The 12,278-nt window shown below is 74.5% G+C and carries 8 protein-coding genes; 2 read left to right on the top strand and 6 right to left on the bottom strand.

Features of this window, described 5'->3' with window-relative positions; translation table 11 throughout:
• Positions 1-142: 142 nt before the first annotated feature.
• A complete protein-coding gene (locus FXF51_RS16785) occupies positions 143-1,411 on the bottom strand; it encodes a molybdopterin molybdotransferase MoeA (RefSeq protein ID WP_148435390.1) in 1,269 nt (422 codons plus the stop codon).
• A 136-nt stretch (positions 1,412-1,547) separates the two neighbouring features.
• Here FXF51_RS16785 and FXF51_RS16790 point away from each other — a divergent pair, with 136 nt between their 5' ends.
• Positions 1,548-2,969, top strand: a complete 1,422-nt coding sequence (locus FXF51_RS16790) for an MFS transporter (protein WP_148435391.1) — start codon at positions 1,548-1,550, stop codon at positions 2,967-2,969.
• A 137-nt stretch (positions 2,970-3,106) separates the two neighbouring features.
• On the opposite strand, the gene atzF is transcribed toward FXF51_RS16790, so the two are convergent.
• The 4 genes from atzF to FXF51_RS16810 are packed head-to-tail and all read right to left on the bottom strand — an operon-like array spanning position 3,107 to position 9,861.
• On the bottom strand, positions 3,107-4,825 hold the full coding sequence (gene atzF, locus FXF51_RS16795) for an allophanate hydrolase (protein ID WP_148435392.1): 1,719 nt from the start codon (positions 4,823-4,825) through the stop codon (positions 3,107-3,109).
• On the bottom strand, positions 4,822-8,403 hold the full coding sequence (gene uca, locus FXF51_RS16800; RefSeq protein WP_148435393.1) for an urea carboxylase: 3,582 nt from the start codon (positions 8,401-8,403) through the stop codon (positions 4,822-4,824). Before uca ends, atzF begins: the two co-directional genes overlap by 4 nt.
• Entirely contained in the window at positions 8,396-9,019 is a 624-nt protein-coding gene (locus FXF51_RS16805) for an urea amidolyase associated protein UAAP2 (RefSeq protein WP_148435394.1), read from the bottom strand. Before FXF51_RS16805 ends, uca begins: the two co-directional genes overlap by 8 nt.
• On the bottom strand, positions 9,019-9,861 hold the full coding sequence (locus FXF51_RS16810; protein WP_148435395.1) for an urea amidolyase associated protein UAAP1: 843 nt from the start codon (positions 9,859-9,861) through the stop codon (positions 9,019-9,021). The genes FXF51_RS16805 and FXF51_RS16810 overlap by 1 nt, the downstream gene beginning before the upstream one ends.
• Before the next feature lie 237 nt (positions 9,862-10,098).
• On the opposite strand from FXF51_RS16810, the gene FXF51_RS16815 reads away from it, so the two are divergent.
• Positions 10,099-11,637, top strand: coding sequence for an amino acid permease (locus FXF51_RS16815; protein ID WP_148435396.1), 1,539 nt, complete (start codon positions 10,099-10,101; stop codon positions 11,635-11,637).
• On the opposite strand, the gene FXF51_RS16820 is transcribed toward FXF51_RS16815, so the two are convergent.
• A complete protein-coding gene (locus FXF51_RS16820; protein WP_222871317.1) occupies positions 11,578-12,204 on the bottom strand; it encodes a TetR/AcrR family transcriptional regulator in 627 nt (208 codons plus the stop codon). The two genes, FXF51_RS16815 and FXF51_RS16820, sit on opposite strands and share 60 nt — an antisense overlap.
• Positions 12,205-12,278 lie beyond the last annotated feature (74 nt).

Below are 12,278 nucleotides of genomic sequence, written 5' to 3' on the forward strand. Positions count from 1 at the left end.
GTCTCGCCCTCCCCCTCCCCCAAGCCCAGCCGGTCTCGCCCTCCCCCTCCCCCAAGCCCAGCCGGTCTCGCCCTCCCACTCCACCTGCCCCAGCCGGGCCGCTCCCTGCTCTACCTGCGCGCTGCCGGTCCGCCCTCCCGCTCTACCTGCGCAGGAGCATCAGCGGCACCGGCCCGCCTGGCTCGTGACCGTGCGGGACGGCCGCGAGCGCGTCGCCCAGGGCCGCGCCGTTCAGGAACGCGGGCCGGTCACCGCCGAGAGCCCGCACCCCGGCCCCGTCCCAGACGACCGGCACGATGCGGGTGCGACCGGCGGGCGCCCGCACCCGGGAGATGAGCGGGGCCTGCGGCAGGACGCCGAGCGGGCGGCAGGACAGCCCCGCCAGGAGCGGCCCGAGCAGGGTGTGGGCGGCGGTCAGCGCGGCGAACGGGTTGCCGGGCAGGCCGACGACGTACGGGCCGCCGCGCGGCCTGGCGAGCAGCGCGGGATGGCCCGGCCTGCTCGCCACCGAGTCGACGATCCACCGGGCGTCGCGCTCGGCGAGCAGGCGGCGCAGCCCGTCGGTGACGCCGACCGACGTCGATCCGGTGACCACCACCACCTCGGCGCCCGGCTCGTCCACCGCCTTGGCCAGCGCGGAGGCGGGCTGGTCGGGCACGTGGACGAGGTCGGCGAGGTGGCCGCCCAGCTCGGCGATCAGGGACGGCAGCAGCGGGCCGAGCGCGTCGCGCACCCGGCCGGGCGCGGGCAGGCCGTGATGGGCCAGCTCGTCGCCGGTGACGATCGCCCGGACGGCGGGCGCGCGGCGGACCAGCAGCTCGTCGTACCCGCATGAGGCGGCCAGGCCGAGCAGCGCGGGGCCGACCGGGGTGCCCGCGGGCGCCAGGCTCGCACCGGCGGGCGTGTCTTCTCCAGCGCGCCGGATGTGCTTGCCGCGCTCCAGAGCGGGCCCGGCCACACGGCCGTCACCCGCCCTGCCACCCGCGCTGCCATCCGCCCTGCGACCCGCCCTGCCACCCGCCCTGCCACCCGCCCTGCCACCCGCCCTGTCATCCGCGGTGGCGGACTCGATGGGGAGCACCGCCCACGCACCGGCAGGGACGACGGCGCCCGTGGAGATCTCCACGGCGTGCCCGTTCTCCAGCCGTTCGCCCGGCCATGGCCTGCCGGGGCGCGCACTGCCGGTGAGCGTCCACGGGCCGTCGCCGGCCACGGCGTACCCGTCCATGGCGGAGGTGTCGAAGGCGGGCAGCGGCGTCGGCGCGACGAGGTCCTCCGCGAGCGTCAGGCCCGCCGCACGGCTGAGCGGCGTCCGCGCGGGCGGCGCGGGCTCGGCGGACGCGTGCGCGAACCGCCTCGCGGTCGCCCAGGCGACGTCCCTGCGGGTTGCTTGATCGGCTGCCGTTACCACGCCTCACGTTCCCATCTGTGGTGTCTGACGTGCAAGTCGGCCACTCGGCAGGCCCCCTTGACATATACCCCCCTATGGTATTTATTTGCCCCGCCAGCATACCCCCTAGGGGTAATAGAAGAAGTTTGGAGTTCTCATGTCCGCACCATCACCGAGGCGCTGGGCCGCCCTGGCCCTGATCGCCCTGGCGCAGTTCATCGTGATCATGGACACGTCGATCACCGGCGTGGCCCTGCCCCGCATCCAGCAGGACCTCGGCTTCTCGCAGGAGAACCTGTCCTGGGTCTTCAACGCCTACGTCGTCGCCTTCGGCGGCCTCCTGCTGCTGGGCGGCCGGCTTTCCGACCTGTTCGGCGCCCGCCGGCTCTTCGGCGCCGGCTGGATCGTCCTGCTCGCCGGTTCGCTCCTGGCCGGGATCGCACCCGAGGTGTGGGTCGAGCTGACCGGCCGCGCCGTGCAGGGCGTGGGCGCCGCGCTGATCGCGCCGTCCGCGCTCACCCTGCTGATGACGCTGTTCGGGCACGACCCGAAGGAGCTGACCAAGGCCCTGGCCCTGTACGGCGCCGCCGCGCCGGCGGGCGGCACCGCCGGCGTCTTCCTCGGCGGCGTCATCACCGAATACCTGAGCTGGCCGTGGGTCTTCTACATCAACGTCCCCATCGCGGTCGTCGCGCTGCTGGCCACCGGCCCGCTGATGCCCGCCGCACCGGCCGGGCGCGGCTCCATCGACGTCCTCGGCACGCTGACCGTCACCCTCGGCCTCGGCACCGCCGTCTACGCCGTCGTCCGCGCACCCGAGGCGGGCTGGGGCTCCGCCCAGACGTGGATCGCGCTGGCCGTCGCCGTGGCGCTGCTGGCCGCGTTCGTCGCCGTCCAGGCCCGGCGTCAGGAGCCGCTGATGCGGCTGTCCATCTTCCGCACCCCCGGCCTTGCCGCCGCCAACCTCACCCAGCTCCTGCTCGGCGGCGCGTGGATCCCGATGTGGTTCTTCCTCAACCTCTACCTGCAGCAGGTCCTCGGCTACAGCGCCTTCCCCAGCGGCGCCGCCCTGCTCCCGATGACCGTGCTCATCATGCTCGGCATGATCGTCCTGGCGCCGCGAGCCATCGAACGCTTCGGCCCCAGGACGACCACGGTCGCCGGCCTGCTGCTGCTCACGGCGGGGATGGCCTGGCTGTCGCTGATCAGCCCCGACGGCAGCTTCGCCGCCGACGTCCTGCCCGCCAGCCTGGTGGCCGCGCTCGGCATGTCGCTGGCCTTCATCCCCTCCCTCGGCACCGCCATCTCCTCCGCCCGTCCGGAGGAAGGCGGGCTGGCGTCGGGGATCGTCAACACCAGCTACCAGGTGGGCTCCGCGCTCGGGCTGGCCGCGATGACCGCCGTGGCCGCCGCCAACGGCTCGGGGCGGCTCGGTGACCTGCCGGCGCTGACCGAGGGCTTCTCCTCGGCCTTCGTGGGGGCCGCCGCCATCGCCCTGGTGGGGGCAGTGGTCGCCGCCGCCACCCTGCGGACGCGCACCGGCGCGCCCGCCGACCAGGTCACCGCCTCCCGTGGGTGACCGCTGCGGACGCGGAAGCGCTCACCGCTGGGTGGGCGCTTCCCCGTCGATGGCGCTCACCGGCCGGGGGCGCTTCCCCGTCGATGGCGCTCACCGGCTGGGGGGCGCTTCTCGGGCGGTGGCGCGTGGCAGGTTCGTCACCCGGCCGTCAGCCACGCCCGCCAGCCCCCGTACTTCGTGATGTCCTCCCCCGCCGAAGCCGCCTCCCGCGTGCAGCCGAACCCCACGACCCACCGCCCGTCGGACAGCTCGATCCGCCCCAGCGACATCGGCGCGGGCAGCCCGGCCAGGAACCGGCCGAGCGCCCCCTCCGACAGCGACCAGATCTCACCCTCGACCGGCGCGCCGCCCTCGCCGACCCGCGTCAGTCCCGGCTTCGGCGGCACCGTGCCCAGCGCGTGCAGCTCGTAGGCGGCGGCGGTCCGCGCGGCCCCGCCCCACCGCGCGCCGAGGCCCCGCAGCTCGTGCTCCAGCGGCTGCCCGGCCAGATGGGCGCCGACCACGAACAGCTCGACAGAGCGGACGCCGCCGTCCGCGATCGCCGCAGGCCACGGCAGCGGACCGGCGGGCAGCGGCGGCGCGCCACCGGCGAACTCCGCGGGGGGCTCGGGCCGCACGGCCACCAGGCGGGCGACGTCCAGCGCGACCGCGTCGTGGAACGGCCGCGCCACGACGGTGACGCCGAACTGGGCGATCCCCCGCTCCGGGCCCTCGTCCACCGTCCCGGCCGGCACCGCGACCGCGCACAGGTCGAACAGGTTGCAGAAGTTCGTGTACGTGCCGACGCGCGAGTTGACCGCCACCGGCTCCGCGGCGACCTCGGCCACCGTGGGATGGCAGGGCGCCGTCGGCACGAGCAGCGCGTCGAAGCCGTCGAGCAGGCCCAGGCACTCCTGCCGCAGCCGCTCCAGCCGTTCGAGGTCGCGCACCAGGTCCGAGGCGGCGACGGTCCCGGCGCGGCTGATGATGGCGCCGACCGTGGGATCGACGTCGCCGGGGTGGGCGTCCACGAACGCGCCGACGGCGGCGTGCCGCTCGGCGACGAGCGCGCCGTCGTAGAGGAGCCGGGCGGCGGCCAGGAACGGCTCGATCCTGATCGGCTCCACGACGGCCCCCGCCCCGCGCAGCCGCTCTGCGGTGGCCGTGAAGGCGTCGGCCCATCCGGGGTCCATGGCCGTCAGGTCGTCGGGGACGGCCACGCGCGGGGCGGCGGGTGCGGCCAGGGGCGCGTCCGGCGGCCAGGGGCGGGTGCCGGGGCCGCCCGCCATCGCGGCCATGGCGGCGTCGGCGGTGTCCAGGTCCCTGGCCATGATCGTGACCGCGTCGTACGAGCGGCACGCCGGGACGACGCCGTTCACGGAGACCGTGCCGAGGGTCGGCTTGATGCCGGTGATGCCCTGGAACGCGGCCGGCACCCGTCCGGAGCCCGCCGTGTCGGTGCCGATCGCGAGGTCGGCCAGGCCGAGTGCGACCGCGACCGCGGAGCCCGAGCTCGAGCCGCCGGACACGAACTCCGGGCGGCGCGCGTCACGCACGCCGCCGTACGGGGTGCGCTGGCCGACCAGGCCGGTCGCGAACTGGTCGAGGTTCGTCACGCCGACGACGGTCGCGCCGGCCGCTCGCAGGCGTGCCACGGCCTGCGCGTCGGCCTGCGCCGGTTCCGTGGCGTAGGCGGGGCAGGCGGCGGTCGTGGGGAAGCCCGCCACGTCCACGTTGTTCTTCACGGCCAGCCTGAGCCCGGCCAGCGGCCCGGTGGCCGCCGCCAGGCCGGCCGCGACGTCGGCCTCGTCACTACGGGAGATGAACACCTCCGGCCGCCCGTCCGCCGGAACGGGCGCCGTCTCACGGTGGCTCATGCGAGCGGCCCCATCACGACCAGGCAGTCCCCCGGCGCGACCTGGGTCCCCGCCGCCGCACGCACCTCGACCACCACCCCAGCCGCCGGCGCCGCCAGGTACGTCTCCATCTTCATGGCCTCCAACGCCACCACCGTCTGCCCCTCCCCGACCACGTCACCCACGGCGACCTCCACCTTCCACACGTTCGCCACGAACGGCGCGTCCACCCGCGCACCGCCCTCCGGCACCACGACCTCGGCGGGCGCGGCGATCTCGACGGCCGCCGCCTGCTCGGCGCGGGTGAACTCGCCCGCCTCCTCCCAGGCCCGCCGCTCCGCCTCGAACGCCGCCGCCTGCGTGGCCCGGAACGCGGCGATGGACGCGGCGTTCGCGGCGAGGAAGCGTTCGTGCTCGGCCAGCGAGAAGGATCCGTCGGCGGCGTCGATGGAGGTCCGCCCCGCGGCCAGGTCGGCCCGCAGGTCGAGCAGTTCCTCGGGCGAGACCGGGTACCAGCGGATCCGGTCGAAGAAGCGCAGCAGCCACGGGTCCTCGCCGGGCGCCGGGTGGGTGCGCCACACCTGCGTGGTGCGCCCCACGAACTGGTAGCCGCCGGGCCCTTCCATGCCGTAGACGCACAGGTACGCGCCGCCGATGCCGACGGAGTTCTCCGCCGTCCAGGTGCGGGCGGGGTTGTACTTCGTGGTGACCAGCCGGTGCCGCGGGTCGAGCGGCGTCGCCACGGGGGCACCGAGGTAGACGTCGCCCAGGCCGAGCACGAGATACTCGGCGTCGAACACGGTGCGGTAGACGTCGTCCACGCTGTCGAGCCCGTTGACGCGGCGGATGAACTCGATGTTCCACGGGCACCAGGGGGCGTCGTCGCGCACGCCGGCCATGTACCGCTCGATGGCCTCACGGGTGGCCGGGTCGTCCCAGCTCAGCGGCAGTCTCACGGTGCGGCTGGGGACGATCAGCTCGGCGGTGGGCGGCAGGGTGGTCTCCAGCTCGGCGAGCAGGCCGAGCAGGCGGGGCACCGGCAGGACCTGCGGGTCGACGTGCACCTGGAGGGAGCGGATGCCGGGGGTCAGGTCGAGCACGCCGGCGGGGGCGAGGCCGGCCAGCGCGGTGTGCAGGGCGTGGACGCGGGCGCGGAGCGCGAGGTCGAGCACGAGGTCGCCGTACTCGACGAGGACGCTGTCGTCGCCCTGCCGCCGGTACGTCACCCCCGGCCCGACGCCACCCTCCACCCTGCCCAGCACGCCGTCGTCGCCGTCGCCGCCCGCCACCAGCGCGGGCAGGTCGAGCGAGCGCGCAGGAACGGCTTCGGCGGCGCGGACCGGGACGAACGACACCGTGTCACCGGGCCGGAGCTGCCCCAGCTTCCACCGCTCCCCCGACACCACCGTGACGGGGCAGACGAACCCGCCGAGGCTGGGCCCGTCGGGTCCGAGCAGGATCGGGGTGTCGCCGGTGAAGTCGAGTGCGCCCACCGAGTAGGGCGTGTCGTGGATGTTGGACGGATGCAGCCCGGCCTCGCCCCCGTCACGCCTGGCCCAGGCGGGTTTGGGCCCGACCAGGCGGACGCCCGTGCGCGCGGAGTTGAAGTGCACCTCGTAGCGGGTGGCGTAGAGCTGGTCGATGTCGGCGCGGGTGAAGAACTCGGGCGCGGCGTGCGGCCCCTCGGTGACGCCGAGCTCCCAGTGCCGCTCGAAGCGGGGACGCCGCCCGGCGGGGACGGGACCGGTCGGGGCCGAGGACGGGGGCAAGGTGCGCAGGACGTCGCCGGGCCGCAGGGCGCGCCCGCCGTGGCCGCCGAACCGCCCCAGCGTGAAGGTGGCCGCACTGCCCAGATACAGGGGCACGTCCAGCCCTCCGGCGAAGGCGACGTACGTACGCAAGCCTGAGGCGCAGTCACCGACGTGCAGGGTGGACCCGGCGGGCACCCGCACCGGCTCCCACATCGGCACGGCCGCCCCGTCCACGGTGACGGGCGCGGGCGCGCCGGTGACGCAGACCAGCGTGTCGTGGCTGACCACGAGGGTGGGTCCGCCGGCGGTGCACTCCAGGCCCGGCGCGTTCTCGTCGTTGCCGAGCGCCAGGTTGGCCAGCCGCAGCGAGCGGTCGTCCATCGCCCCGCTGGGCGGCACGCCGACCTGCCAGTAGCCGACGCGCCCCTCGGCGTCCTGGACGGTGGTCATCATGCCGGAGCGCACGACGGTGACGCGCGGCTCCGGGTCGCCCACGCCGGCGAGGGTGCCGGTGCTGTGGGTGGCGGCCCTGAAGGCGGGGATCTCGACGGCGGCGCGCAGCAGGCCCAGGTTGACCTCGATGCCGTCGATCCGGGTCGTGGCGAGGGCCTGACCGAGGCGGTCGAGTGCCTCGTCCCGGCCGCCGCCGGTGGCGATCACCTTGGCGAGCATCGGGTCGTAGGCGGTGGACACCTCGGTGCCGGTCTCGGCCCAGCCGTCGATCCTGATGCCGTCCCCGGACGGGAGTTCCACCCGGGTGAGCACACCGGCGCTGGGGCGGAAGCCGGCGGCCGGGTCCTCGGCGTACACGCGGGCCTCGACGGCGTGCCCGGTCACCGGCACGTCGCCGGTGGCGAGGTACGGCGCGAGGAAGGAGGCGTCGCCGCCGGCCAGCCGCAGCATCCAGGCGACCAGGTCGACGCCGGTGACCTGCTCGGTAACCGGGTGTTCCACCTGGAGGCGGGCGTTGACCTCCAGGAAGGAGAGCTCCTCGCGTTCGGCGTCGTAGACGAACTCGACCGTGCCGGCCGAGCGGTAGCGGATGGACGCGGCCAGGTCGCGCGAGGTGCGGTGGAGCCGTTCGCGCACGTGGTCCGGCAGGGCGGGGGCGGGCGCCTCCTCGACGACCTTCTGGTTGCGCCGCTGCAGCGAGCAGTCGCGGTCGCCGAGGGTGACGACGCCGCCCATGCCGTCGCCGAAGAGCTGCACCTCGACGTGGCGGGCGCGCTCGACGTACCGCTCGGCGAAGACGCCGGCGGAGCCGAAGCTGCGCAGCGCGAGGCCGGTCACCCGGTCGTAGGCGGCGCGCAGCTCCTGCGGGGTGCGGCACACGGTCATGCCGATGCCGCCGCCACCGCCGGTGGCCTTGAGCATGACGGGGTAGCCGATGGCGGCCACCTCGGCGACGGCATGGCCGGCGTCGGTGAGCAGGCCCGTGCCGGGGAAGACCGGCACGCCGGCCGCCACCGCGACGGCGCGGGCGGTGTGCTTGTCGCCGAAGGTCCGCAGGTGGGCGGGCGTCGGGCCGACGAACGCCAGCCCGGCGCCCTCGACCTGCTCGGCGAAGCGGGCGTCCTCGGCCAGGAACCCGTAGCCCGGGTGGATGGCGTCGGCGCCGCTCTCCTTGGCGGCGCGCAGGACCGCCTCGGCGTTGAGGTAGGACTCGGCGGGCGCGGCGGGCCCCAGCAGGACGGCCTCGTCGGCGAGCCGGACGTGCGCGGCGGCCCGGTCGATCTCGGAGAACACCGCCACCGTACGCAGGCCCAGCTCGCGCGCGGTGCGGATGATCCGGCAGGCGATCTCGCCCCGATTGGCGATCAGTAGCGTGCCGGGCGAAGGCTCACGCACCGGCGTACACCGCCATCTGGGCGCGGCTGGGGTCGAAGCCGTTGCAGGGGTTGTTGATCTGGGGGCAGTTGGAGACGACGACGAGGGTGTCCTTCTCCGCGCGCAGCGCGACGGACAGGCCGGGTGCCGAGATGCCGTCCACGATGCCGAGCGCGCCGTCGGGGTCCACGGGCACGTTCATGAACCAGTTGACGTTGGAGACCTGGTCGCGTTTGCCCATGCCGTACTTCGACAGCTCGGCCAGGAAGTTGTCGGCGCAGGCGTGCTGGGCGTAGGTGTGGTGGCCGTAGCGCAGCGTGTTCGACTCGCGGGAGCAGGCGCCGCCGAGGGTGTCGTGCCGGCCGACCTCGTCGGCGACCACGGTCAGGAGCGGCTCGGACTCGTTGTCGCGCAGCACGCTGCCCGTCGTCAGGAAGATCGTCTCCTGCTCCTGCAGGGTCGCCTGGGCGCTGTAGGCGCGCCAGGAGCGGTGGGCGTCGTAGGCGAGGAAGTCGACGGCCTGGTTGCCGTCGAGGTCGGCGATGACGAGCACCTGCCCGCGCCGCAGCACCCACGACCAGGGGGCGCGGGGCGGGACGGTCTCCCGGTGCAGCTCGGCCCCGAACGCGTCGGTCATCACAGCGCCCTGCCCTTCCGGTGGTCGGCGGTGTTCTCGAAGGCGCGCCGGCCCTCGGGCGTGGCGCTCCACTGGGGGTCCTCCGGTGTCGTCACGCGGTCCCGCCAGGCGAGGATCTCCAGCGGGGTGACGGTGTAGCCGGGGCGCGGGTCGAGCGGGTGGGCCGCGTTCGCGAGGAGCACGACGACCGGCAGCTCGGTGCGCAGGGTGACGCCGGCGCCCGGGCCTGCCGAGCCCTGCCACTCGGGCCGCCCATCGGCGTCGATGCGGACGCCCTGGAAGAAGGAGATGGACGGGGGCAGGTCGCGCCGCTCCAGGCCGTTCTTCGCGCCGGCGAGGGCGAGCAGCTCCCGTCCGGCCGGGCTGGGGCCCTGGGGGGAGCCGTCGCCGTAGCGCCGCTCGTTCCTGGCTCTGGTGGAGGCGCCGTAGAGGGTGTCGTGCCGTCCCGAGCCGTCGTGCAGCACGGTGGCCAGGACCCTGGCCTGGTCGCTGAGCAGCAGGTACGACGCTCCCGCGTACACCTGCCACTGCACCTTGACCGTGTCGGCGACGTTGAGCCGCTCCCACGGCAGGCCCGCGTGGTGCAGCAGCAGCGACGCGCAGGCGTCGCCGTCGGGGTCGGTGAGCCGGATCGCGGTGCCGGGCGCGAGCACGCGGTGGGCGTAGCCGCCCGCGGGGATGCGGTCCGCCCAGACGACGTCGCCGGCGGCGACCCCCTCGGGCAGATCGGTCCAGCGCGAGGCCGGGACGGTCGGCGCGGTGTGGACCGCGGTGCCCTCCTGGGCGCGGGCATGGGCGCGCGCACCTGCGGTGGTGGCGGTCCCGTTCTGGAGTGTGGTCACGCGACGCTCCTCGTAATTTCTGTCGCTTGACAGAAATGCTGGGCGGCCTCGCGAACACCCATGGGTCGGGCCGGTAAATCCCGTGTTAAGCGGTGCTCACGGCGCTGATGCGGCTCAAGTGATCAGGCCGCGCGGTGAGTTTTGCGTTACGGCAGATGAACGCCGGCGTCACGAGGCGGAAACGCCGGGCCCGTACATATCGGTCAACCGACAGAAATTCGACCGCCCGGAGACCCGATGGACGTCACCGCCACTCCCCCGCCACCCACCGACGAATCCTCGCTGCGGACCTTCGGCTACCGCCAGGAGCTGCACCGCAGCATGGGCAGGTACGCCTCCTTCGCCGCGGGCTTCTCCTTCATCTCCGTCCTGACCACGGTCTTCCAGTTCTTCGCCATCGGCTACTCCTTCGGCGGCCCCGCGTTCTTCTGGACCTGGCCCGTCGTGCTGGGCGGGCAGCTCCTGGTCGCGCTCTGCTTCGCCGAGCTGGCCGCCCGCTACCCGATCTCCGGCTCCATCTACCAGTGGTCCACCCGGCTCAGCACGCCGACGTTCGGCTGGTTCGCGGGCTGGATCATGATCCTCGGGCAGATCGTGGTCATCGCCGCCGCGGCGCTCGCGCTGCAGGTGGTGCTGCCGTCCATCTGGCCGGGCTTCCAGCTCGTCGGCGGCGACCCCGCGCCGACCACCGCCACGGGCGCGGCCAACGCCGCGATACTCGGCCTGGTCCTGCTCGCGCTCACCACGGCCGTGAACGTCATCGACAACCGCGTCCTGGCCCGGATCAACAGCGTCGGCGTCACCACGGAGATCATCGGCGCGGTGCTCATCATCGTGCTGCTGTTCACCCACGCCGAGAACGGGCCCGGCATCACGTTCAGCACCGGCGGGCAGGGCGGGGCCATCGGCGCGCTGCTGGTCGGCTCGTTCACCGCCGCGTACGTGCTCATCGGCTTCGACAGCGCCGGCGAGCTGAGCGAGGAGACCCGCAACCCGCGCCGGGTCGCGCCCCGCACCATCCTGACCGCGCTCACGGCGGCCGGGCTGCTCGGCGGCCTCATCATCTTCGCCGGCCTGCTCGCCGCCCCCAGCCTGACCGACGGGCGGCTGGCCACCGAGGGCCTGTCCTACGTGCTCACCAGCAGCCTGGGAGACTGGGTGGGCAAGCTGCTGCTGGCCGACGTGGTGGTGGCGATCGCCGTGGCGACCATGGCCATCCAGACCGCCGCCACCAGGATGTTGTTCTCCATGGCGCGCGACGGCGTGGTGCCCTTCTCCGGCGCGCTGTCCCGGGTCTCCCCCCGCACCGGCATGCCGACCGGGCCCGCGCTGGTCACCGGGGCGCTCGCGGCGGCGATCCTGCTGCTCAACTTCGCCTCCCCCGAGGCGTTCCTGGCCATCGGCACCACCTGCATCGTGCTGCTCTACCTGGCGTACGCGATGGTGACCGGCCCGCTGCTGTGGCAGCGGCTGCGCGGCGGCTGGCGCGGCGGCGCGCCCGGCGGCGTCGCCGAGGACGGGACGCCGCTGTTCAGCATGGGACGGTGGGGGCTGCCGGTCAACGCGCTGGCCTTCTGCTACGGCATCGCGATGACGGTGAACCTGGCCTGGCCGAGGGCCGAGGTGTACGCCCCGATCACCGGCCACTGGTTCTTCCAGTGGTTCACCATCGTCTTCCTCGCGGCCGTGGTCGCCCTCGGCCTGGCCTACCGGCGGCTACGCCTCACCGGCGTCGCCGCCGGGCAGGTGCCGGTCGCGAACACCGGCCAGGCGTAGCGCCGCGTCGGCGGTGGCCGCCGCCAGCGTCTCGACGGCGGTGGCGGCCATCTCTCCCGGCGTGTCCCTGCGGATCAGGATGACACCCTCGATCAGCGCGAACAGCAGGTCGGTGCGCAGCGCCCCGTCCTCGGGGGACAGCGCCGCCCCGGCCGAGGTGGCCGCCAGCAGCTCGCCGTACACGGCCTTCAGCTCCTCGCGCATCCGCCGGAACCCGGCGAACCGCTCCGTGCGCACCTCGGGCAGCAGGTAGAGGGCGCCCAGGTTGTACGGCCCCGCGCACAGCAGCCTGGCGTCACGGTGGCACAGCTCCCGCAGCCGCTCCTCCGCCGTCGCGCCGGCCAGGGCGCGCGCCGCCTCCAGCGAGGGCCGCACCGTGCTCTCCAGCAGCTCGGCGAGGATGTCCTCCTTGCCGTCGAAGTAGTGGTAGATCGACGCCTGCCTGATCCCGGCCCGCCCGGCCAGCGCCCTCGTCGTGGTGGCGGCATAGCCGTGCACGGTGAACAGCTCCGCCGCCGCCGCCAGGATCTCCTCCCTCGGGCTCAGCTCGCTGCGCGGTCGCGCCACTGCTCGCGGCCTGCCTACTTTTCGCACGGTGGAAGAGGCACTCACCGCACGATCGTCGCACACCCCGGGTTCCG

Source organism: Nonomuraea sp. PA05, assembly GCF_008086045.1.
Lineage (GTDB): Bacteria > Actinomycetota > Actinomycetes > Streptosporangiales > Streptosporangiaceae > Nonomuraea > Nonomuraea monospora.

Excerpts from the sequence above, each read along its gene's own strand:
- FXF51_RS16790 (WP_148435391.1), top strand. The coding sequence starts at position 1,548 with ATGTCCGCACCATCACCGAGGCGCTGGGCCGCCCTGGCCCTGATCGCC.
- atzF (WP_148435392.1), bottom strand. The coding sequence starts at position 4,825 with ATGAGCCACCGTGAGACGGCGCCCGTTCCGGCGGACGGGCGGCCGGAG.
- FXF51_RS16815 (WP_148435396.1), top strand. The coding sequence starts at position 10,099 with ATGGACGTCACCGCCACTCCCCCGCCACCCACCGACGAATCCTCGCTG.
- FXF51_RS16805 (WP_148435394.1), bottom strand. The coding sequence starts at position 9,019 with ATGACCGACGCGTTCGGGGCCGAGCTGCACCGGGAGACCGTCCCGCCC.